Genomic DNA, 23,277 nt, shown 5'->3' on the forward strand with positions numbered 1-23,277 from the left:
ATTATTCAGACAGGTAAGTAATTATCTTATCGATTTCTTTAATATAATTATTGATTCTATTTCTCAATTCTGCAGAAGCTATATTTTCTACCGGTATGTTGTTTACAATTTTACTAATTTTAATTTGATTTTTAAAATGTTCCAAAGCAGCCTCCTTTTCGCCAACTTCCGCTTTCAATCCTCCCAATTCTTCCCTTAAAGATTGGTTTTCCAGCTCCAGCTGTTCGATTTTTTTTGCGACCCTATTGGCCAGTTGACGCAAATTTTGGAGTTCCTCGTGGATCATTTTATCATTTTCTAATCAATGCTCCAATCTCTTTTTCAAAAGACTTCATCAGCCTGTTCATGGACTGGTCAATGATTTTATCTGTCAATGTTTTGGTATTATCCTGAAGATAAAAACTTAAAGCATAGGCCTTCTTGCCTGCCTCTATCTTATCCCCTTGGTACACATCAAATACGCCAATATGCTTTAGCAATTTACCTCCTGACTTTTCAGCCACCTTTCTCACTTCATCAAAGGAAATCTCCTTATCGATCACCAAAGAAAGGTCCCTTCTCACTTCAGGGAATTTGGATATTTCACTGTACTTTTTCAAACCCGCGGCCTTTTTTACTAAGATATCCCATCTGAGTTCAGCGTACAACACTTCCTGCTTGACATCTGACAATTTGGTGATTTTTGACGATAGAAGTCCTACTTTTCCTATTTCTTTTTGACCCAAGCTTAGTTTCAGAGCATAATCAAATGGCGCCTCATGGATAATTTCCACGTCAGGCATTTTCACATTTAATTTATCCAATAATCTCTCCACAACAGTATAAAGATCAGGAAAACTTACAGACTTGGATGGTTCTAACCAGCTTTCGGCAGCTTTGTCACCAGTTAAAAATAATGAAAGATGCTTTTCCTCTCTATACCCCTCTTCTTCTTTGAAATAAGTAGACCCAAATTCAAAGAACTTCAAATCCTTTTGCCTCCTGTTGATATTATGGGCCAATACCTCTAAACCTGTAAACAGTAAGGTTTGCCTCATCACACCAAGGTCTTCACTAAGTTTATTGTAGATTTCTACATTTTCCTCAATTTTCAGGAAGCCTGATTTCTCAGCATAAACAGGCTTGGTCAGGGAATTGGTCATGATCTCATGGAAGCCCATGCCTGAAAGCAACTCAGAAGTTCTGTACTGGAGTTTATTAGAGTCCTTCGCAGGGTGTTCTGCTAAGAAACCTGCCTGATAGGTGTCAGACAACAACACATTCTCGAAACCATAAATCCTAAGGACTTCTTCAATGATATCCGCTTCTCGGGTCACATCAACCCTATAAGGCTTTACAATGGCTTTGAATCCAACCTCTGTTTTCTCAGTCACCTTGATCTCAAGACTTTCCAAAATCTCATCCACAGTCCCCTGTGGAATATGCTTACCGATCAAGCGATCAATATGAGCATACTTTACATCGATTTCAAAATCAGCAATTGGCTCAGGGTACAAGTCCACAATTTCAGAGCTCACTTCTCCACCAGCAATTTCTTTAATCAAAATAGCTGCTCGCTTCAAAGCAAATACAGGCATATTAGGATCAGTTCCTCTTTCAAAACGGAAAGAAGCATCCGTTTTCAAACCATGTACCTGACTTCCTTTCCTAATAACATCTGGAGAAAAATAAGCACTTTCCAAGAAAATTGAAGTAGTCTCTTCAGATACACCAGAACCCTTTCCTCCAAAAACACCAGCGATACATAAGCCATGATTTTCATCGCAAATCATCAATTCCTCTCCTGTCAACTTTCTTTCTTTCTCGTCAAGCGTGACAAAAGCAGTATCCTTGGGAAGTTTTTTTACAATGATCTTGTCATTGGCTACCTGATCCAAGTCAAAAGCATGTAAAGGCTGTCCCAAATCATGCAATATGAAATTGGTAATATCCACCACGTTATTGATAGGCTCCAAACCTAATGCTTTTAGGTAATTTTGAAGCCACTCAGGAGAAGGGCCCACCTTGATATTTGAAATGGTCAAACCGGCATAACGAGGACAGTCTTTGGCATCTTCTACCTCCACAGCAACTGGACGGGAAGTATTGTCCACCTTGAAATCCTCTACCGAAGGAAGGACCAAATCATTTTTCAACAAAGCTTTTAGATCCCTGGCCACACCAATATGAGAAGCTGCATCGGCACGATTTGGTGTCAATCCAATTTCCAGTACATCGGTGCTATCAAGGTTAAAATATTCACTTGCAGGGGTTCCATTGGGAAGTTCTGTGTTCAATACCATGATCCCATCATGACTCTTCCCCAGTCCCAATTCATCCTCTGCACAAATCATCCCTTGAGATACTTCTCCACGAATCTTTGCTTTTTTTATAGTGAATGCTTCTCCCCCTTCAGGATAAAGCTCAGCCCCAACGGTAGCCACAACTACTTTTTGTCCTTCAGCTACATTCGGTGCTCCACAAACAATAGGAACCACTTCGTTTCCTATATCTACTGTAGTTACACGAAGTCTATCCGCATTGGCATGTGGCACGCAGGTCAACACTTCACCAATAACTACTCCCCTTAAGCCTCCAGGAATGGACTCAAAAGCCTCCACACCCTCGACTTCCAGGCCGGATTGGGTCAGTAATTCCGAAATTTTTTCGGTAGGTTCATCAAAGGGTATAAAATCTTTTAATCTATTTATAGCAACTTTCATGTATTCAATCTGATTTTCTCGAATTAAGGAGCAAATTTAAGATAATTGCCAATGGCAAAAAGCTTATTCTTTGTAATTTTTCTCTCCCGCCTCAATTGGGATGTTTAAAATATTTTCTTTTGGAGGAATAGGACAAGCAAAATCAGGGTTATAGGCACAATATGGATTATAGGCAAGGTTAAAATCAATGGTAATTGAATTCATTCCATCCTGCCTTAAGTTTAAATATCTCCCACCACCATAGGTGGATTCACCACTGGTCGCATCTGCAAAGGTCAGAAAAAAGTTCTTCCCATCTACCTCCTTTTTTGACTGCAACAATAAAAGACGCTGAGTACTGCCATTGAGTTCAAATTCGGCTACTGAATGCTTCACATACATCTCCTTGGAACCATCTGACATGGCTATTTCTAAAGTCTGCTTGTTTTGCAAGGGAACCAACCTTGCCCTTACTTTGTAATTTTCATCTATCGGAAAACAGTCCAAGGAATCTAACTTTGATTTCTGCTCATCACTGAGGGGTGACTCTGCATTAAATTTCAAATACTTGAACTGCCTTTCTCTCTCTTGGCTAATTCTCTCTTGATAGACCTTTTCACTATCTCCTCCTGCAAACATATAAACTACTGTAACTAAAGCTACTAAGCCTACCAATGCTAGGAACAACTGTTTTTGTTTCATTTTATTTTAGATCATTGCTTCATCCGCAAAGCTAAAATAGCCAACATCTGTGAAAATCACATGATCAATTACAGGTAACTCTAAATTCCTACCCAAATCAACCAACTTATGTGTTAATTGCTCATCAGCCCTGGATGGCTTCTTGTTGCCAGAAGGATGGTTATGAACTAGAATAATTGCTGCTGCTTTATTTTCCAAAGCATATTTAAAAATAAGCTTCGGGTCTGCAACTGTACCACTTGTTCCTCCCTGACTGATCATTTGTTTTTTTATCACATAATTGGCCCTATTCAGAAGAATTATATAAAAATACTCCACGGATTCATCCATGAGTACTGGCCTCATGAGTTCATACACCTCATTGGATGAGCTTATCCTTGCCCTTTTAGGGGGATCAGAAATTTTCCTTCTCCTTCCTAGCTCCAGTGCACTCACAATAGTAATCGCTTTGGCCACTCCTATCCCCTTGAACTTTTGCAGATCTTTCACACTCAGTCTGGCCAAATCAGCAAGATTAAAATTTGCACTGGACAAAATATTCCTTGAAAGATCAATTGCACTAAGGGATTTTGTACCCGAACCAATCAAAATAGCTATCAGCTCCGCATCAGACAATGCCGATTTTCCTTTTAACAAAAGCTTTTCTCTCGGCCTATCCTCTTCTGCCAAAGAGGATATTTTAATTGATTGATAAGGTTCCATAGAAAAAATATTAAACGGTAAAAAATAACAGCCAACTGACTTTCGTTTAAAATATCAAAAATCAAGCAATAAAAAAAGCTCCGCCGAAAAGGGCGAAGCTTTTAAAAATCTTTATACAATTTTGCTTAAGCAATAGCGTTAACAAATTTAGTCAAGCTAGATTTCTTGTTGGCAGCGTTGTTTTTATGAATGATATTCTTCTTAGCAAGCTTATCAATCATAGAAGAAACTTTCTTTAATAGCTCTTGCGCCTCAGCTTTATCAGTAGTATGTTTCAACTTCTTGATAAATGTTCTGGTCGTTTTAGCCTGATATCTGTTTCTCAAACGCTTGGCTTCGTTTGCACGAATTCTTTTTAGAGCTGATTTGTGATTTGCCATATCTTATTTTTACTTAAATTTCTTTTTTTCTACTCTTCCCTTAAATAGGAGTGCAAAGTTAACTGATTTATTTATAATCCCAAAACGAATAAGAAACTATACATCAGAAAGTTTGATAAATAATTATACTTAACTACTTCGTTATACTCCTAATTACTTGCAAAGGTAAGTAATTTCATCTTCGATTATTTTATTTTTTTTGACTAAATTTCAACATGAAGCGTTTATTATTTTTTTGCGCATTGTTTTTAATTGATTTTCAAAGCTTTGGATACTGGGGATTTTATGCCCATAAAAAAATCAATCGGCTTGCTGTTTTTTCATTACCCTACGAAATGCTGGGCTTCTACAAGGAAAACATCCACTACATCACGGAAAATGCTGTAAATCCCGATAAGAGGAGATATGCTGTAGAAGGAGAAGCCGAAAAACATTATATCGATGCCGATATTTATGGTGACAGCGCAATCTACAAACTACCTAGGTATTGGAAACAAGCAGTTGAACAAATTGGAGAGGATAGCCTCAGAAAATATGGGATTGCCCCTTGGAATGTGCATTGGGTAAAACAAAGCCTAACGGAGGCTTTCAAGGAGAAGAATGCGGAAGCCATCCTTAGACTTTCTGCGGATTTAGGTCATTATATTGGAGACATTAATGTGCCACTACATACCACAGAAAACTATAATGGCCAACTGACCGACCAATACGGCATTCACGGATTCTGGGAAAGTAGGATACCAGAACTTCTCGCAGAAGATTTTGATCTATTTGTAGGCAAGGCCTACTATATTGAAAACACGCAACTGGCAGCTTGGCAAGCAGCAACTTATGCCCACGCTGCTTTGGACAGTGTACTGACATTTGAAAAAACACTTAGCCAAAAGTTCAAAAACGATAAAAAATATAGTTTTGAAGAACGTGGCTCCATTAACACCAGGGTTTATTCCAAAGAGTTCACCATGACCTACAACAATTTATTGGCCGGGCAAGTTGAACGCCAAATGAAAAGATCAATCATATTGGTGGCCAGCTTTTGGTTTACAGCATGGGTGGATGCAGGCCAACCTGATCTCTCCTCTCTCCTAAATCAAAAAATCCCTTTCGAAGAGTTAAACCAACCACTCCACAATCCTAAAACCAACATAGAAAGAAAGCATGAACACTAAAAAAGAAGCAGCTTCCTGAAAAACCAGAAAGCTGCTCATATATCATATTCAATTTGATTTCTAACTCAAGCTGACTTAAGATAAAAGCGAATGCTGTTTGCAATTCTTGTAAAGGTATCCCTGAATTTATCTTCATTTTCCTCTAACAAGGTCACTCTGAACCCTCGTAAATTAGAGCAAAATGAACTCACAGGAACAACACAAATACCTTCTGAAGCCAATAAGTTATAAACGAAACGTTTATCATTTGGCATATCATCTTCTTTCAGCCATTGATCCAGATATCCTTTCACCCTCTCATCTTCTACAGGCAGATACTGTTTTTCATTGAGCATCTTCTCATCAAAAACAATGGTATTATAGAATGCCCCCTTGGTTTTATTAAACTTAATTCCAGGAACACCTGACAATACCTCTTCCATTATCCTACTTCGCTTACCAATCCTTTCATTGGCTTCTTTACGGTAAGGAGCATATTCAGGATGGCTCATCACTTTTGGAATGGCCAACTGAGGTAGCATGGTCGAACACACCTCGATCATCTTTGCATTTTCCAAGGTATTGCATAGCTTATTGAACTCTACAGAAGCATCCTTATTATAGAATTCCATCCATCCACACCTTGAGCCTGGCCAAGGAAATTCCTTACTGATACCTTTTAGTGAAATCCCCGGAAGATCCCCAATTACCTCTGACAAGGAAATAGCTTCAAACCCATTATAGGTAATATTCTGATAAATCTCATCAGCTATCAAAAGCAAATTAAATTCCCTAGCTATTTCCACAAACTGCTCCAAGACCTCTCTTGGATAAACCATCCCGGTCGGATTATCAGGATTGATAATCAGTAATCCTACGATATTCGGATTATACTTGACTTTATTATATAGATCATCCATATCCGGATACCAATTATTGTCCGGATCCAACTTATAAGTAATCGGAAGAGTATTGGCATGGGCTGCTTCAGCAGAACTATGGGTAGAATAGGCAGGAGACGGGCCAATTATCCTTGCCGTAGGAATCAAAAACTGATAGAGTTTTGCTATCGCATCTCCCAATCCATTGAAAAACAGAATATCCTCTGCAGAAATCTTCACACCTTCACGCTGATTATTCAAGCCGGCCAAAAACTCACGCGTTTTCAACATCCCCTTAGAATCAGCATAGCCGTAAGTCTTGTCATCACTGACCAAGTCCTGTACGATCTCCTTCATCCAAGCAGGAATAGTGTTGCTTTTCTGTATAGGATCTCCAATATTTTCCCAGGTAATTTCATGCCCTAGGCTTTCAATCACCTTTGCCTTTTTAACTATACCCCTGATCTCATAATTCAACTCATCAGCTCCTGGGGCAAGCAGTATTTGTCTGATCATAGCAATACCAATAATGCATTTTCAAATTTCCGCCAAAGGTAGGGAAAATTAACTCCCTAACCTTGATTCACCACTAATATAATTTGGTGATTTTCCCTTAGCGCAAACTATTAAATACTTGGCTTATTTTATTTTTCTGTACTTAATCCTTTTAGGCGTTACATCGCCTAGTCTCTTCTTCTTGTTTTCCTCATAATCGGTAAAATTCCCTTCAAACCAATAAACCTGGGAATCACCTTCAAAGGCCAAAATATGCGTACAAATCCTATCCAAAAACCACCTATCGTGAGAAATCACTACCGCACAACCACCAAAATTCTCTAAAGCCTCCTCTAAAGACCTTAGGGTATTTACATCCAAATCATTGGTAGGCTCATCGAGCAATAATAGGTTTCCATTTTCCTTTAAGGTCAAGGCCAAATGCACTCGGTTTCTTTCACCTCCAGACAGTACACCCACCTTCTTCTCTTGATCCGAACCTGAAAAATTGAACTTACTTACATAAGCTCGAGCATTCATTTCCCTATTACCCAGTTTAATGTTTTCATTGCCTTCAGATATGGTCTGATAAACAGTCTTTTGAGGATCCAAGGTATCATGCTCCTGATCTACATAAGCAAGCTGAACGGTTTCCCCTACTTCGAAACTTCCATTATCAGGCTGTTCATTGCCTGTAATTAATTTAAACAAAGTCGACTTACCAGCTCCGTTTGGACCGATTACCCCTACAATTCCACCTTGCGGAAGCGCAAACTCCAAGTCTTCAAACAACAATTTATCACCAAAGGATTTAGACACACCATTCACTTCAATCACTTTGGAACCTAATCTTGGCCCTGGTGGAATATAAAGTTCTAACTTGGCCTCCCTCTCTTTAGCTTCTTCTCCAACAAGTTTCTCATATGCGTTCAGACGTGCCTTACCTTTAGCCTGTTTAGCCTTTGGAGTCATCCTAATCCAATCAAGTTCTCTTTCAAGCGTTTTCTGACGCTTTGACTCTGTCTTTTCTTCCTGCTTTAATCTCTTTTGCTTTTGATCCAACCAACTGCTATAATTCCCTTTCCAAGGTATACCCTCTCCTCTATCAAGTTCCAAAATCCAACCAGCAACATTATCCAAGAAGTACCTATCGTGCGTTACCGCTATAACAGTACCTTTATATTGCTTAAGATGCTGCTCTAGCCAAAGTACCGACTCAGCATCTAAGTGGTTGGTAGGCTCATCTAGCAATAGCACATCTGGTTCCTGTAACAATAGTCTGCAAAGTGCTACCCTTCTTTTCTCACCTCCAGATAAGTTTTTCACAATCGCATCACTAGGAGGAAGTCTTAAAGCATCCATGGCCTTATCCAACATCACATCAAGCTCCCATGCATTAGCTGCATCCAGCTTTTCTTGCACCTCACCTTGACGTTCAATTAATTTATTCATTGCATCTGGATCCTCCATCAATGCCGGATCCATGAATTTTTCATTAATCTCTTCGAACTCCTTCAACAAACCTACAGTTTCAGCCACTGCTTCTTCAACAACCTCTTTAACCGTCTTATCAGGATCTAACTGTGGTTCTTGCTCCAACATCCCCACAGAATAGCCTGGAGACCAGACTACTTCCCCTAAAAACTCTTTATCCATTCCTGCGATGATTCTCAGCAAGGAGCTCTTCCCTGAGCCATTCAGGCCTAGCACTCCAATCTTAGCACCGTAAAAAAACGATAAATAAATATCTTTCAACACTTTCTTCTGAGGAGGGTAAATTTTTGACACCCCCGCCATTGAAAATATAATTTTCTCGTCACTCATATTTTTTTGAATTACCTTATGGTTTATATTTATGGAATAACAAATATGGCAAATAATCGCCTTTCTTAGGATAAATGCATCTTAATTAATTAATTTGCAGAAAACAAGAATTAGCCTACTTACCACCAACCTATTGAATCGAGATGGAGCATCCATACGGATACATTAAAGACAGCAAAGTTTATCTAAAGGGTTTTTTGAATCAGGAGGACAGAGTGATCGGTGAAGTCAAAGAAAGTGAAGCTTCCACCATCAAATATTTTGAAGACCGCTTTGCCCTCGCTGAAAAGAAGGTCGCTGATCTCAAAAAGGATATAGAAGAGAACCAAAACAAGGGTTCATTTCTAATGAAACTTATCCATTTGAGAGAGGCCCTGATGAATTATGATGCCCTTGGAGATTTTGTCCCCCTAATTGATGAACTAAATCAATTAGAAGAGTACCTCAATGAAATCATCCATGCCAACAGAGAGAGAAATCTTGAGATCAAGAAAGAACTCATCAAGGAAGCTGAAGCCATAAAAGACAGCACTGATTGGAAGGAGACCTCTGAAAAATTCAAAGACTTAAAATTACGCTGGATAAAAACAGGACCTGTTGACCCTGAATTAAAAGAGGAAATAGAAAACGCTTTTCAAAGCTGCGCAGATATATTTTTCGACAACAGGAAAAATTATTTCGAGGGACTAGCCCTGCAGGCAGATGAAAATATCAAAGTTTACGAAGCACTGGTAGTTCAAGCAAGGGAAGCCTTTGCCATGCATGATGCCAAACAAGCCTTTGAAATCAGTAAGAAAATCCAAAAACAATGGAAAGAGTCCGGAAAGGTACCAGCAGAAAGAAGGCAGCCTTTATGGGATGAGTTTTCAAAGTTGAACAACAGGATTTTCAGCCGCTTCAAAAGAACAATGCAAAGCGACAGAGCGCCGAGACTGAGGCCATTTGAAGTGATCAAGAAAATCGAAAAGCTTGCTGAAGAAATGAGCAACCTCTCTCAGGGAGATTCTACTCCGGAAAAAATTTCCAAAGCCAAAAGATTACAGGCAGATTGGAAAACTCTTCCTCCGAAAAAGCCAAGAGAGGCACAACAATATTCACGTTTATTCGTCTTCTTTACTGATGTGGTTTTTGAAAAATCTTTTCTTAACAAACTTGCAAGATCTAAGTATGACAACTTCCATGATCTGAGTGAAAGAGAAAAGAGTCAAATAAAAATTAATATCATTAAAGACTTAATTGGACGTGACGAGAAGGAATTGAATACCGTGAAAGAAAACGCAGAAAAATTCCATTCGCATGAAAGTGACTTTGAGACAATGCTGTACAGAAAACTCGGCGCTTACAAAAGAAAACTAGATGTTAAAAACCATATCTTAAAAGAACTTTCAAACAAAAGTTAAGTAAAGGTTTTAAAACTTAAAAGATTTTATATTTTTGCACCCCGCACTGGGCGGAAAAACTAAAAATGTTGACACTATGTATTGGACTTTAGAACTTGCGTCTTATCTGGAAGATGCTCCGTGGCCAGCAACAAAAGATGAATTAATCGATTATGCTATTCGTTCTGGAGCTCCCCTTGAAGTAGTTGAGAACCTTCAAGAGCTTGAAGATGATGGCGAGCCGTATGAAAACATTGAGGAGATATGGCCTGATTATCCAACAAAGGATGACTTCTTCTTCAATGAAGATGAATATTAAAAAGAGCCCCTTTTAAAAGGGCTCTTTTTGTTCTTTTTGATAGCCTATAGCCTTCATATACCCAATACTTTCTTCAATCTAAGCATCCCATTTTTACTAACGGGAACGAAATTGCCATCCCTTAATTTTAGTATTTGGCTATCTTTTTCATAAGTCTCAATTTTAGAGATCTCTGATACCTTCACGATGTAAGAACGATGAACCCTGACGAATAATTTTGGGTCAAGGGCTTCTTCAAAATATTTCAAAGTTTTGTTTTTCATGTATTTCTTCCCTGCATAATAAATATTCACATAATCATCATTAGCCTCAAGATAGCCCACATCCCCTACTGGTATCACCAAAATCTCTCCTTTATCTTTGACCACAATCCTACGAGCAAATCCTCCCATTAAATCTTTCACTTGCAAATTATCCAAATACCCCTGATTACCCATGACAAGAAACTTTTGGATTGATTGTGCGAACCTATCCTTCGAAAAAGGCTTTAAGAGATAATCAAGCGCATGCGCATCAAAAGCCTTCATCGCAAATTCATCATAAGCCGTGGTAAACACAACTGCGGGTGGTTGGTCCAACAGTTCCAACATTTCAAAACCATTGATCTTTGGCATTTGAACATCTAAAAAGATGATATCAGGTTCATGTAGCTGAATAGCTTTTAGTCCATGAAAACCATCCGAACATATCTCCATCACCTGAAAATCAGGAAAATCTTCAAGATACTCCTCCAGCAGCTGTGCTGCCAAAGGTTCATCGTCTATAATTACCGTCTTAATCATTATATAGAGGAATTCTCAATTTTACATGAAACATATTATTGGACTTAACAAAACTCAAAAGGTCATTCCGTCCAAAAAACAGATAAAGCCTGCGCTTTACGGACTCTAGTCCAAATCCAGTACCCTCCTCACTTACAGATCCCGGATCAAATGGATTTGAAATATTCACCTCCAGATAACTCTTAACCTTCTCAATTTTCAAACTGATAACCACATTTTCAACCAACCCATAAAGTCCATGTTTTACTGCATTTTCCAATAAAGGCTGCAAAAGCAATGGGGGCAACTTAAGCGCCAAACTGTTTTCATCTACTTTAAAGTTAACATCCAATCTGTGACCAAACCGTACTTTTTCAATTTCCAAAAAAAGCTTTAATGTTTCCGTCTCATCCTCAACACTTACCCATTCCTTCTCATCCTTCTTGATGGTCCCCCGCAAAAAAGAAGAAAGCTGCAAAATCATTTCCCTTGCCTTATCTGGCTGTCTTTTAACCAAAGCATTAATAGAATTAAGACTATTGAATAGAAAATGGGGCTGTAATTGTTGCCTCAAATGAAATAGTTCTGCCTCTTTGGCCATCTTTGTGATCATCTCTTCTCGCTTTCTCACTTCCAACTGATCTTCCAATTTCCCATTGACAATTAGAACCAGAACATACCCCATAAAAGCCAATAGCACCAAAGCCCCCCTTACCATCATAGACTGCTTAATAAACAACGAATCATCTATCATAAAGGGCAAAACAAACCTTCCGGTAATAACCACCAATATGGCCATCATCAGGGGCAATAAAAATGCTAACCACAAATTTTCTTGTTGAGGTTTATAAAATCTAAATACATTCTCCAACAATAAAAATCCCACAAACAACAAGACTGTATATACACCACTATCAATCAACGCCTTAGAAACCCCTTCTCCATAATAATGAAGTAAAAATGTGCCTCCCCCTAAAAAAAGCAGAAAAAGAGGCAACAGCTTTAACCAGCCATACTGTGAGGAAACCAACATTTTACCAATCATTTTATCTTCTGGTTTTATAAAGATCCATACATGCTTTTCATTCTATAAGTGAAGCCAACAATTTAACCCGAATTAAGCAATAGAAGATCTATGGCGTAATTCGGGTTAAATTAAGATTTTCCAGATTGATTCTTAGAATGACTTGATCTCAAGTCCTCCAAAAACAACAGTTCCGGTAATGGTGAGTACCTTACCAGACTCTTCTGTCCCTTTAGGATACATTCGCTTATCCTCCACGCCAGCAAATATATTACTTACTCCCATTCTCAACTCCCAGTGTGGTGGCACTAATAACTTCACTCCTCCAAAGGCAACTTCAATATTTAAAACTGCATTTTCTGCCAAATCTGCCTGGGTAAGATCAATCTCCGTTCCTCCAAAAATCGCAGAAATCTTACCTCCCTTAAAGTTTTTGGACTGCACACGCTTCTGTATTCCACAAAACAATGCTTGTGAATTCAACATGTCAAGATCATCAGATTGGAAACCACTTGGACCTGATCCAAAATTATAATCCTTATCTGACATAACGGTTTCACCTGTACCTTTTCCTTTGCCCTGTAACCCTTCCTTGTTGATCGGACCAAAATTCGAAAAGTCATTAAACCTTGATTGCTTTTTGGTAACCATTAAAAATAGGCCAAGCAAAATCAGCACTACAGGAACTATAAAAGCCCCCAATCCTACAGGGAAGAAATGAAATTCATTTTTCAGAAGAAAAAAGCCACCGAACAGCAACATAAAAGCGCCCAAACCACTTCTAAAATTATGTTTGGCCATGATGACTAATCCGATAGCTATAAATATCATAGGCCAGGAAAAAATCCAATCTGGAATCCCAATACCTAATTTTCTTACTAACAGAATTAATCCAACAGAAATTACAATTAAACCGGTAGTGAACCTACCTCCATCAGCATTTCCTACTCTTCTTGACATAGCTTTATTTTTTAGTCCTAATACTAATAATTAAATAAAACTACCAAAGTCTATATTCAAATGGGAACACAAATAGGTCATCACCTGAAATTTCTCGGTGAACAGTCCCTTTTCATCGGTAAAGGATTAACCCTTTTTTTTCTGGATCAAATAATTCGCATAATCCATATCTTCTGGAGTGGTAATCTTGATATTCTCCAAATTACCTGCCACCAGACTTACTTGCCAGCCTTGATGTTCATAGACGGTTGCATCATCCGTGAAGTGGCGCAGCTCAGTCACATCAAAAGCCTTCTTTATTTTGGCCAGGTCAAAAGTTTGCGGAGTCTGAACCAATCTAAAGTACTCTCTTTCCTGAAAAAAAGACTGGTTACTGTCCGTCAATTTCCTAATGGAGTCTTTTAAGGGTACCACCGCTATTCCACTTCCGTTCTTGGCAGCTTCCTGAAATGAATTCCTGATTACTACTTCATCAACAAATGGTCTTACCCCGTCATGAATAGCCACCAAACCTGCTGCCCAATCTATACTTCCCAGTCCATTTTTAACAGATTGAAATCGGGATTTTCCACCCGCAACCAAATCATGTGGGATTTTAAAATCAAACTTTTCACACAATTCTTTCCAAAAGGAAAAATCTCCTTCCGGTATCACTAGAACCAACTTCATTTCTGGATCAAAGTCAAAAAAAACCTTCAAAGTATGCATCAGGACAGGTCTTCCTCCTATTTCCAAATACTGCTTTGGAATAGGAGCACCCATTCTGGCGCCTTTTCCCCCTGCTACTATAATGGCCGCTTTTTTCATATATCGATTCATTAAATTTCCGCAAAAGTAGGGAAATTGAATTTCTTATGATCTAGAAATAAATTATCTTTGTTTTACCAAAATGGCAATAAAAAAGGCTCCGAATGGAGCCTTTATATTTTTTAGATGATCAACATGGCGTCCCCGTAGGAGAAGAACCTGTATTTTTCTTTAACTGCTTCTTGGTAAGCCTTCATGATCAAGTCATAACCTCCAAAAGCTGCCGTGGTCATCAACAATGTTGATTCAGGCATATGGAAGTTGGTTATCAAAGCGTTGGCAATTTTGAAATCATAAGGAGGAATGATGAACTTATCTGTCCATCCGCTAGACGCCTTTAGCCTATTATTGGCAGTAACTGAAGACTCTATAGTCTTTAGCGAAGTAGTTCCTACTGCAACTACCCTTTTCTTAGCATCCAAGGCATTGTTCACCAACTCAACAGTCTGCTCTGGAATATCATAATTCTCAGAATCCATTTTATGTTTGGTCAAATCTTCCACGTCCACTTGACGGAAAGTTCCTAAACCAATATGTAAAGTGATAGGACTTACATCAACACCTTTGATTTCCAGACGCTTTAACAAATGAGGAGTAAAGTGCAAACCAGCTGTTGGTGCTGCTACCGCCCCTACGTGTTCAGCATAAATTGTCTGATATCTTTCTCTATCCTCCTCTTCTACTTTTCTTTCAATAAAGTCTTTGAGTATAGGCGTTTCTCCTAATGCATCGATGGTCTTATAAAACTCTTCATCAGTTCCATCAAATAAGAACCGGATAGTCCTTCCTCTGGAAGTAGTATTATCTATAACCTCTGCTACCAAATCACTGTCTCCAAAGTAAAGCTTGTTGCCCACTCTGATTTTACGGGCAGGATCCACCAAGACATCCCAAAGCCTCAACTCCTGGTTTAATTCTCTAAGCAAGAATACCTCAATTTTGGCTCCGGTCTTCTCTTTATTACCATAAAGACGGGCAGGGAACACCTTGGTATTATTAGTAACAAAGACATCGCCTTCGTCAAAATATTCAATGATGTCCTTGAAAATCCTGTGCTCAATTTCACCGGTGTCCTTGTGGACCACCATTAAACGGGATTCATCCCTGTTTTCTGTTGGATATAAAGAAATAAGCTTTTTAGGAACTTCGAATTTGAAATCTGATAATTTCATATATAATTTTAAGAAATACGATGAATATTTTGATTTTACGATACGGTCGTAAAAACCGCAAAGTTATAAAGAATTATAGCTAAATCTACTTATATTGACAAATAGTTTTTAAACAAAATTTATCCAGTGATAGTTTTCCGACTTATTTGGGAGAGTTTCAGGTTTGCCATTCAGGCACTAAAATCAAACTTAACCCGCACTGTACTGTCCCTACTGGGAGTTACAATAGGTATTTTTTCCATCATTGCAGTTTTCACCTTAGTAGATTCCCTAGAAAAAAACATCAAGTCAAGTTTTTCATTTTTGGGAACCAATGTATTAAGAGTAGACCGATTTCCATTTGCCGCAGGAGGTGGGGAATATCCTTGGTGGAAATATTTCCGCAGACCACCAGGCAATTATTCTGAATTTGTATTTCTAAAAGAAAGACTTAAAAATGTCGATGCCATTACTATTTCAGCCTCGTCCAATACCACTATCAAAAGAAAAAGCAGCTCCTTCCAAGGAGCTAACCTCCAAGGAGTAGTTTACGAACATCAAAATGTATATGATATCCCAGTTGTTGAAGGACGTTATTTTACAGAAATGGAAATTACCGCTGCAAGAAATGTAACTGTCATTGGAGCAAAGATCGTCGAAGCACTTTTTCAAGGTCAAAACATCATAGGACAAGAAATAAAAATCAAGGGGAAAAAATTCACTGTCATAGGCATCTTAGAGGAAGAGGGAGAAGGCTTATTTGATCTTCCATCAAAAGACGATGCCTGCCTCATCCCTTATGGGGCTTTTGGCAAGATGTTCTATTTAGGACGCTGGGGAGTCGAACCGACAATCGCTGCCAAGGGCCTTGAAAGCGACAGAGACCTTGTATCACTTGAAAACGAAATGACTGGCTTACTAAGAGCAAAGCGAGGCCTAAAACCCATTGAAGAAAACAGTTTCGCTTTGAATAAATCAGAGTTCATTCAAAACGCTATAGGGGCAATATTTGATGTTATCAGTATAGCCGGAGCGGTTATTGGCGGATTTTCTATCTTGGTTGGCGGATTTGGAATTGCCAACATCATGTTTGTATCGGTAAGAGAGAGAACCAACATTATAGGGATCCAAAAATCATTGGGGGCAAAAAATTATTTCATCCTTTTGCAGTTTTTGTTTGAAGCCACCTTCTTGAGCCTGTTTGGGGGAATTGCAGGATTAGCCTTGGTATTTGGAATCACCTTTGTTCCACTTGGATCTTTGGAAGTTTTTCTTTCCGCAAAAAACATCATTTTGGGACTTGGACTTTCTTCAACTATAGGTATGCTTTCGGGAGCCATACCTGCTGCACTAGCAGCAAGAATGGATCCTGTCGAAGCCATCAGAACAAATTAAGCACAAAAAAAAGGAAGCCGAGACTTCCTTTTTTTAATATTATCTGATGTAGTCAAAAATCAACTTTCTGCTATTTCTTCTTCAACAGCGCCATTCAAACCTGCTTTGTTTTTAATCTTAATCTCTAACTCTTCCATTAACTCAGGATTGTCTAGAATCAATTTCTTAACAGCATCCCTTCCTTGACCTAGTTTATTACCCTCGTAGGAAAACCAAGAACCAGCTTTTTTGATAATGTCAAACTCAACACCCAAGTCAATAATCTCTCCTACTTTTGAAATTCCTTGACCATACATGATATCAAATTCAACCACTTTAAATGGAGGTGCAACTTTATTTTTCACCACCTTAACTTTGGTTCTATTACCAAGTATATTATCAGCACTTTCCTTGATCTGGCCAATTCTTCTAATATCCAACCTTACAGAAGCATAGAATTTAAGGGCGTTACCACCAGTAGTGGTTTCTGGGCTTCCAAACATCACCCCTATTTTATCCCTCAACTGGTTAATGAATATACAAGCACAACCCGTTTTGTTGATAGCTCCTGTAAGCTTTCGCAAAGCCTGTGACATCAATCTAGCTTGAAGTCCCATTTTGCTATCCCCCATTTCACCTTCAAGCTCACCTTTTGGCACCAAAGCGGCAACGGAGTCTATCACGATAATATCAATGGCTCCAGAACGGATCAAGTGCTCAGCAATCTCAAGTGCCTGCTCTCCATTATCTGGCTGGGAAATCAATAAGTTTTCTGTATCAATACCGAGCTTCTCTGCATAGATTTTATCAAAGGCATGCTCCGCATCAATAAACGCAGCCAAACCTCCTTGCTTTTGTGCCTCAGCAATACAATGCATGGTCAAAGTAGTCTTACCTGAGGATTCAGGGCCATACACTTCTATAATTCTGCCTTTCGGCACCCCTCCTATACCCAAGGCCATATCCAAGCCCAACGAACCTGTAGAAATCGCGGGAATATCAACGACCGTATTGTCACTCAGCTTCATGACAGTACCTTTACCGTAGGTTTTTTCTAATTTGTCAATCGTAAGCTGAAGTGCTTTTAGTTTTTCAGTATTTTCACTCATATATCAAAAGGTAGAAACTTGGTGTATAATTAATACGTGAAAGTAATCATTCGTTACTTTAATATCAACTTTCCAAACAACCATTGTTTTCAAATGACGTTTTTATAAATTAGAAAATTGCATAAATTTGATCCATATGAAATTGGTATAACTTTTGAACTTCACCGCATGCACAAGTAATAAGCACGGAATATGCCCTTAAATCCCAAATTATTTTTAATCTTTTTTTATTTGGCTATTACCATGGCTTCTTCAGCTCTTGGGCAAAATGGCGATTCAAAACCTTATATGGCTGGAGAGGAATTGACCTTCAAAGTCAAATATTTATTTTTCAATGCTGCGGAAGCAAAAATGATCATTGATAAAAACATACATCAGATCCAGGATCGACCTAGTTACAAAATTGATGTTTATGGAAAAACGCTCAGTATTTTCAGCATTTTCAAAGTTAAAGATAACTGGGGAACTTATATGGACACCACTAAAAACATCCCCTACCGATCCTACCGACACATTGAAGAGGGCGGGTACCGTAAACACGAGGTAGTCGATTTAGACCATGAAAACGAAAAAGCTACCACCAATTTATATGACCGAGAAAACAGAAGAATAGTTAAGACTTTAGAACATGATATTGCCCCAGAAATCCAAGATATTGTTAGCGGATTCTATTATTTGAGGCATTTGGAACTTGATAAATTCAAAGAAGGAGACACAATTAGCATCAAGGGATTCTTTGATGAAAAAACTTATAACCTAAAATTAATATATAAAGGCAAAGACAAAGTTTCCACCAAAATTGGAGACTTCAACACCTTTGTCATCTCCCCTATTATGCCAAGTAATAAATTATTCAGTGGCAAAAACCCCATAAAAATCTGGATTACTAATGATAAAAACAGAATACCGGTAAAAATTGAAGCAGATTTGGTGGTTGGAGCACTTAACATGGAGGTAACATCCATAAAAGGCTTGCGTAACAAATAGATCATCATGACGTAACATTAAATTAATATTCAGTCATTTTCACAGAACATTATATTGACTAAAACGGCATTTTTACTGATTCATGTTATTTCTTTTCATAGTTTTTCTAAATTAGCACTGTTTTTAAGCAATTTTAACTGGCAAAGTCAAATGAGTGACAAACCAAAAATCAAGGTTCTGGTAGTAGATGATGAACCAGATATTATTGAAATCTTAACCTACAATTTAGAAAAAGAAGGCTACGATGTCAAATCAGCCAACGACGGTATCAAAGCCGTCGAAACAGCCTCTAAATTCAAACCTGATGTAATCTTATTGGACATCATGATGCCCAACCAGGATGGTGTAGAAACATGTAGGCAAATCCGAGACATGGAGGAGCTAAAAAACACCTTCATCATCTTCTTAACCGCCCGCTCTGAAGAATACTCCGAAGTAGCAGCATTTGATGTTGGTGCTGATGACTATATCACGAAGCCAATCAAACCAAGGGCATTGGTCAGCAGGATTGCTGCACTCTTTAGAAGAGAGTCAAAGAAAGAGCAAGATGTATCACAAATCCGCATCAAGGACCTGACTATTGACAGAAGCAGCTTTACCATTGATCAAGCAGGCAAAACCATCACCCTTCCAAAAAAGGAATTCGAGCTATTGTATTTCTTGGCTAAAAACCCTAATATGGTGTTTAGCAGGGACGAATTATTACAAAACATCTGGGGATCTGACGTTTTTGTCCTTGCCCGAACAGTAGATGTGCACATAAGAAAAGTTCGCGAAAAAATAGGAGACAATTATATCACAACCGTAAAAGGCGTAGGATATAAGTTCGACAACAATTAAAATATGCTTACCACTTCCAGAGGGATTGCCCTCGTACTGGCATTTGCTATTTCAGTCTTTACAGTCGCATTTCTATCCTTAATGGATGATGCGACTTTATTATTACTGACTGTTGCTTGGGCATTAACTATGTCCATCTCTTACCTATTAATGAATGTCACTTTAGAGTTTTTAATTTTTAAGGAGATAAGCAATATTTATTCGGCTCTTGAAAAAATCCAAAAAAAAGACCTCTCAGGAATTGCCCAAAAACCAAAGAAGAGCTCTATCTCTCCATTAAGAAAAATAAACAATACCATCAATTCTTATGCAATAGCAAAGAACAAAGAAATTGAGACCTTACAACGTAATGAGGCGTTTAGAAGGGAATTTATTGCTGACATTTCTCATGAATTAAAGACCCCGATTTTTGCAGCCCAGGGCTACGTACATACCTTACTTGACGGAGCCGTTGAAGACGTCAAAGTAAGGGACAAATTTTTAAAAAGGGCAGCAAAAAGCCTTAACGCCCTAGACCACCTAGTTCAAGACCTACTTACACTAAGTCATATGGAAAGCGGCGTAGTGAAATTTAATTTCGAAAAATTTGATATGGTCAGCCTCATTGATGAGGTCATGGAAGAGCTTGAACACAAAGCAGAAAAAAGACATATAAACTTAAGGTTCTTATACAATCACAATAAGTCCTATATCATCAAAGCTGACCAGGACAAAATCTATCGTGTCTGTCAAAACCTCCTATCCAATGCCATCAAATACAATAAAGAAGGTGGAGAAGCAATAGTTTCCCTTAAAACATCCAAAAACAACCTAACGGTCGATATTCAGGACAATGGCCTGGGGATACCCGCTGAAGATATCAAAAGGATATTTGAGAGATTTTACCGTGTGGATAAAAGCCGCTCAAGAGAAATGGGAGGTACCGGTCTTGGCCTGGCCATAGTAAAACATATCCTAGAGGGGCACAAAAGCAAAATATCGGTTTCTTCAACAGTGGGAAAAGGCTCCAACTTCAGCTTTTCACTTCCACTGGAAAAAAAGAAAAAAGAGGACAAACATTAATCCTTCAATTTCACCACATAATATTTGGCTCAGCATTTTTTACCTATCCATTTTTTACCTAATTTTGCACATTGATTTGGAAGGTGTAAGCCAGGCTGTATGAAAAAAGTAGATTTTAATGATCTTATTCTGTTTCAAAACGAGGACTATATAGTCATCAATAAGCCTCCATACTTATCGACCTTAGACGATAGGCATGAAAGACAAAACATTCTCCATTTGGCCAAGAGTCACACTCCAGATGCCCAGGTGTGTCACAGATTGGACAAGGAAACTTCAGGATGTTTGGTAATTGCAAAGAACCCGGAGGCGTATAGAAATATCGCCATCCAATTTGAAAACAGAAAAGTAGACAAAATCTACCATGCAGTAGTGGATGGAATCCATGAGTATAAAGATGAACTTGTGGACAGAAACCTGATCGCAACCAATAAGGGGATAGCCAAGATCAGTATCAAAGGAAAACCAGCCACCACCTACTTCAATACGTTGAAGACCTTTTATGCCCATTCTTTAATAGAGTGTAAACCCATAACAGGTCGACTTCATCAAATCAGAATTCATTTATCTTATTTGAATTCGCCGATTTGTGGAGACGTGATGTATGGAGGAAAGCCATTATACCTATCAGATCTGAAAAGAAAATTCAACCTTAAAAAAGGCACTGAAGAACTTCCAATTATGCAGCGGGTTTCACTGCATGCCTATTCAATAGCCTTCAAGGGACTGGACGGAGAAGCAATCAACATCACCGCCCCTTACCCTAAAGACTATTCGGTATTGATGAAACAATTGGAAAAGACCAGCTAGATTCAAAAAGATCAAAACTGGGATTTCCCAAGCATTAATTACCGTGGACACTTCCAGGGATTTATGCTATATAATTAGCTATCCTTGTGAAAATTAGGCAGTAAACCTCAAGATATTTTGCATATGTATGGAAATCCTTCTATCTTTGTGTCCCTTTTTTAGGGTGAAATGTATTTAACAAGCTAATAATTAAACGTTTACACAGTGGATACTTTAAGCTATAAGACCGTATCAGCAAACAGTGCGACCGTACAGAAGAACTGGGTAATAGTGGATGCCCAATCTATGGTACTAGGTAGATTTGCAAGTGAGGTAGCGAAAATTCTAAGGGGAAAGAACAAGCCTAGCTATACTCCTCATGCAGACTGCGGAGACAATGTAATTGTCATCAATGCAGACAAAATCAGGTTAACCGGAAAAAAATGGGACGAGAAAGTTTATGTTCGTCACACAGGTTTCCCAGGTGGTCAAAGAATCTCTACTCCTAAACTTTTGAAGGAGAAGTCTTCTGCTATCCTTATTGAGAAAGCAGTAAAAGGTATGCTTCCTAAAAACAGACTAGGAAGTAAGTTGTATACCAATCTTTATGTGTACGAAGGTGCTGAGCACCCTCATGAAGCACAACAACCAAAAGAAATTAAATTATAATTTGATCATTCCATGGAAGTTATCAATACAATCGGTAGAAGAAAAACATCTGTTGCAAGGATCTATATGAAGCCGGGCAAAGGTGAAATCACTGTAAATAACAGAAGCCTAGAATCTTATTTCCCGTTTGACCTGCACCAGATTGTAGTTAAGCAACCTCTTACTTTAGTTAATGAGGGTGAAGCTTACGATATCAAAATCAATGTAGACGGTGGAGGAATCAAAGGACAAGCTGAAGCAGCCAGAATGGCCATTTCAAGAGCCCTTTGTGAATTCAATGAAGAGCACAGACCTGCATTGAAGAAAGAAGGATTCCTTACTCGTGACCCAAGAATGGTTGAACGTAAGAAGCCAGGACGTAGAAAAGCTAGAAGAAGATTCCAGTTCTCTAAACGTTAATCTGGACCATACTCAGATATTATATAAAACATACATATTTAAATGGCTAAAATCGAATATAAAGACTTACTGGATGCTGGTGTTCACTTCGGACACTTAACAAGAAAGTGGGATCCTAGAATGGCGCCGTACATCTTCATGGAGAAGAACGGTATCCACATCATTGATCTAAACAAAACGCTCGTTTGCCTTGAAGAAGCATCCAACGCAATCAAGCAAATCGTACGCTCCGGCAAAAAAGTGATGTTCGTAGCGACTAAGAAGCAAGCTAAGGACTTAGTAGCTGAAGAAGCTGCAAGATTGAAAATGCCTTTCGTTACGGAAAGATGGTTAGGTGGTATGATGACCAACTTCGCTACTATCCGTAAGTCATTGAAGAAAATGTCTTCTATTGACAAATTGATGAAAGAAGAGTCTTACACAAGCCTAGCAAAGAGAGAGCGCTTGATGATTACAAGACAGCGTGAGAAATTGGAAAATGTATTGGGAGGTATTGCTGACCTAACTCGTCTTCCAGCTGCGCTTTTCGTGATCGATATCAAAAGAGAACACATCGCAATTGCCGAAGCTAAAAAGCTTGGTATCCCTGTATTCGCATTGGTAGATACAAACTCTAACCCTGGTGAAGTGGACTTCCCAATCCCAGCCAATGACGATGCATTTAAATCCATTTCACTTTTGGTGAAAGCCGTTGGTTCAGCTATCGAAGAAGGTCTTTCTGAGAGAAAGAAAGATAAAGAAGAGGCTAAACTCTCTGAGGAAGAAGAAGCAAAAAAAGCTGCTGACGCTGCCGAAACCAAAGAGTAATCCACTATGATTTAATAATAACAGAAA

The 23,277-nt window shown here is 38.6% G+C and carries 24 protein-coding genes; 11 read left to right on the forward strand and 13 right to left on the reverse strand.

Annotated elements, in window-relative coordinates; all coding sequences use genetic code 11:
* Nucleotide 1: 1 nt before the first annotated feature.
* The 5 genes from KMW37_RS17975 to rpsT all read right to left on the reverse strand — a co-directional run bounded on the left by KMW37_RS17975 (nt 2) and on the right by rpsT (nt 4,465).
* Complete coding sequence (locus KMW37_RS17975; protein ID WP_215226043.1) at nt 2-286, reverse strand: hypothetical protein; 285 nt, start codon at nt 284-286, stop codon at nt 2-4.
* A gap of 4 nt (nt 287-290) precedes the next feature.
* The gene (gene pheT, locus KMW37_RS17980) at nt 291-2,702 is read right to left on the reverse strand and encodes a phenylalanine--tRNA ligase subunit beta (protein WP_215226044.1); all 2,412 of its coding nucleotides are present in this window, start codon (nt 2,700-2,702) and stop codon (nt 291-293) included.
* Nucleotides 2,703-2,765: 63 nt separating this feature from the next.
* Nucleotides 2,766-3,383 (reverse strand): DUF1684 domain-containing protein, encoded by a 618-nt coding sequence (locus KMW37_RS17985; protein ID WP_215226045.1) that lies wholly within the window; start codon nt 3,381-3,383, stop codon nt 2,766-2,768.
* Nucleotides 3,384-3,389: 6 nt separating this feature from the next.
* Nucleotides 3,390-4,085 carry a RadC family protein gene (radC, locus tag KMW37_RS17990; protein ID WP_215226046.1) on the reverse strand — a complete coding sequence of 232 codons (696 nt, stop codon included), beginning with the start codon at nt 4,083-4,085 and terminating at the stop codon, nt 3,390-3,392.
* Between the two features lie 125 nt (nt 4,086-4,210).
* The gene (gene rpsT, locus KMW37_RS17995) at nt 4,211-4,465 is read right to left on the reverse strand and encodes a 30S ribosomal protein S20 (protein WP_215226047.1); all 255 of its coding nucleotides are present in this window, start codon (nt 4,463-4,465) and stop codon (nt 4,211-4,213) included.
* A 215-nt stretch (nt 4,466-4,680) separates the two neighbouring features.
* On the opposite strand from rpsT, the gene KMW37_RS18000 reads away from it, so the two are divergent.
* Nucleotides 4,681-5,634 (forward strand): zinc dependent phospholipase C family protein, encoded by a 954-nt coding sequence (locus KMW37_RS18000; protein ID WP_246581557.1) that lies wholly within the window; start codon nt 4,681-4,683, stop codon nt 5,632-5,634.
* Nucleotides 5,635-5,699: 65 nt separating this feature from the next.
* Here the strand turns inward: KMW37_RS18000 and KMW37_RS18005 are convergent, their stop codons facing one another.
* Complete coding sequence (locus KMW37_RS18005) at nt 5,700-7,007, reverse strand: pyridoxal phosphate-dependent aminotransferase (protein WP_215226078.1); 1,308 nt, start codon at nt 7,005-7,007, stop codon at nt 5,700-5,702.
* Nucleotides 7,008-7,133: 126 nt separating this feature from the next.
* Entirely contained in the window at nt 7,134-8,813 is a 1,680-nt protein-coding gene (gene ettA / locus KMW37_RS18010; protein ID WP_215226048.1) for an energy-dependent translational throttle protein EttA, read from the reverse strand.
* A gap of 143 nt (nt 8,814-8,956) precedes the next feature.
* On the opposite strand from ettA, the gene KMW37_RS18015 reads away from it, so the two are divergent.
* Complete coding sequence (locus KMW37_RS18015) at nt 8,957-10,213, forward strand: DUF349 domain-containing protein (protein WP_215226049.1); 1,257 nt, start codon at nt 8,957-8,959, stop codon at nt 10,211-10,213.
* A 76-nt stretch (nt 10,214-10,289) separates the two neighbouring features.
* The gene (locus KMW37_RS18020) at nt 10,290-10,511 is read left to right on the forward strand and encodes a DUF2795 domain-containing protein (RefSeq protein WP_008625540.1); all 222 of its coding nucleotides are present in this window, start codon (nt 10,290-10,292) and stop codon (nt 10,509-10,511) included.
* Nucleotides 10,512-10,564: 53 nt separating this feature from the next.
* On the opposite strand, the gene KMW37_RS18025 is transcribed toward KMW37_RS18020, so the two are convergent.
* The 5 genes from KMW37_RS18025 to queA all read right to left on the reverse strand — a co-directional run bounded on the left by KMW37_RS18025 (nt 10,565) and on the right by queA (nt 15,235).
* Nucleotides 10,565-11,293, reverse strand: coding sequence for a LytR/AlgR family response regulator transcription factor (locus KMW37_RS18025; RefSeq protein WP_215226050.1), 729 nt, complete (start codon nt 11,291-11,293; stop codon nt 10,565-10,567).
* Complete coding sequence (locus KMW37_RS18030) at nt 11,286-12,317, reverse strand: sensor histidine kinase (RefSeq protein ID WP_215226051.1); 1,032 nt, start codon at nt 12,315-12,317, stop codon at nt 11,286-11,288. Before KMW37_RS18030 ends, KMW37_RS18025 begins: the two co-directional genes overlap by 8 nt.
* A 132-nt stretch (nt 12,318-12,449) precedes the next feature.
* Complete coding sequence (locus KMW37_RS18035) at nt 12,450-13,256, reverse strand: LiaF transmembrane domain-containing protein (RefSeq protein ID WP_215226052.1); 807 nt, start codon at nt 13,254-13,256, stop codon at nt 12,450-12,452.
* Between the two features lie 126 nt (nt 13,257-13,382).
* Nucleotides 13,383-14,063, reverse strand: coding sequence for a 2-C-methyl-D-erythritol 4-phosphate cytidylyltransferase (locus KMW37_RS18040; protein WP_215226053.1), 681 nt, complete (start codon nt 14,061-14,063; stop codon nt 13,383-13,385).
* A 122-nt stretch (nt 14,064-14,185) separates the two neighbouring features.
* Nucleotides 14,186-15,235 carry a tRNA preQ1(34) S-adenosylmethionine ribosyltransferase-isomerase QueA gene (queA, locus tag KMW37_RS18045; protein WP_215226054.1) on the reverse strand — a complete coding sequence of 350 codons (1,050 nt, stop codon included), beginning with the start codon at nt 15,233-15,235 and terminating at the stop codon, nt 14,186-14,188.
* A 126-nt stretch (nt 15,236-15,361) separates the two neighbouring features.
* On the opposite strand from queA, the gene KMW37_RS18050 reads away from it, so the two are divergent.
* Nucleotides 15,362-16,609, forward strand: a complete 1,248-nt coding sequence (locus tag KMW37_RS18050) for an ABC transporter permease (protein ID WP_215226055.1) — start codon at nt 15,362-15,364, stop codon at nt 16,607-16,609.
* Between the two features lie 59 nt (nt 16,610-16,668).
* Here KMW37_RS18050 and recA read toward each other — a convergent pair whose 3' ends face one another.
* Nucleotides 16,669-17,697, reverse strand: coding sequence for a recombinase RecA (recA, locus tag KMW37_RS18055; RefSeq protein WP_215226056.1), 1,029 nt, complete (start codon nt 17,695-17,697; stop codon nt 16,669-16,671).
* Between the two features lie 243 nt (nt 17,698-17,940).
* On the opposite strand from recA, the gene KMW37_RS18060 reads away from it, so the two are divergent.
* The 7 genes from KMW37_RS18060 to rpsB all read left to right on the forward strand — a co-directional run bounded on the left by KMW37_RS18060 (nt 17,941) and on the right by rpsB (nt 23,250).
* On the forward strand, nt 17,941-18,684 hold the full coding sequence (locus KMW37_RS18060; RefSeq protein WP_246581559.1) for a DUF3108 domain-containing protein: 744 nt from the start codon (nt 17,941-17,943) through the stop codon (nt 18,682-18,684).
* Between the two features lie 150 nt (nt 18,685-18,834).
* Nucleotides 18,835-19,524, forward strand: coding sequence for a response regulator transcription factor (locus KMW37_RS18065; protein WP_215226058.1), 690 nt, complete (start codon nt 18,835-18,837; stop codon nt 19,522-19,524).
* A 3-nt stretch (nt 19,525-19,527) separates the two neighbouring features.
* Complete coding sequence (locus KMW37_RS18070) at nt 19,528-20,586, forward strand: sensor histidine kinase (RefSeq protein WP_215226059.1); 1,059 nt, start codon at nt 19,528-19,530, stop codon at nt 20,584-20,586.
* 99 nt (nt 20,587-20,685) lie between these two features.
* Nucleotides 20,686-21,396, forward strand: a complete 711-nt coding sequence (locus KMW37_RS18075) for an RluA family pseudouridine synthase (RefSeq protein WP_215226060.1) — start codon at nt 20,686-20,688, stop codon at nt 21,394-21,396.
* A gap of 204 nt (nt 21,397-21,600) precedes the next feature.
* On the forward strand, nt 21,601-22,044 hold the full coding sequence (gene rplM / locus KMW37_RS18080) for a 50S ribosomal protein L13 (protein WP_215226061.1): 444 nt from the start codon (nt 21,601-21,603) through the stop codon (nt 22,042-22,044).
* A gap of 12 nt (nt 22,045-22,056) precedes the next feature.
* The gene (gene rpsI / locus KMW37_RS18085; protein ID WP_215226062.1) at nt 22,057-22,443 is read left to right on the forward strand and encodes a 30S ribosomal protein S9; all 387 of its coding nucleotides are present in this window, start codon (nt 22,057-22,059) and stop codon (nt 22,441-22,443) included.
* A 42-nt stretch (nt 22,444-22,485) separates the two neighbouring features.
* On the forward strand, nt 22,486-23,250 hold the full coding sequence (rpsB, locus tag KMW37_RS18090) for a 30S ribosomal protein S2 (RefSeq protein WP_215226063.1): 765 nt from the start codon (nt 22,486-22,488) through the stop codon (nt 23,248-23,250).
* Nucleotides 23,251-23,277 lie beyond the last annotated feature (27 nt).

The organism is Echinicola shivajiensis, assembly GCF_018642165.1.
Lineage (GTDB): Bacteria > Bacteroidota > Bacteroidia > Cytophagales > Cyclobacteriaceae > Echinicola > Echinicola shivajiensis.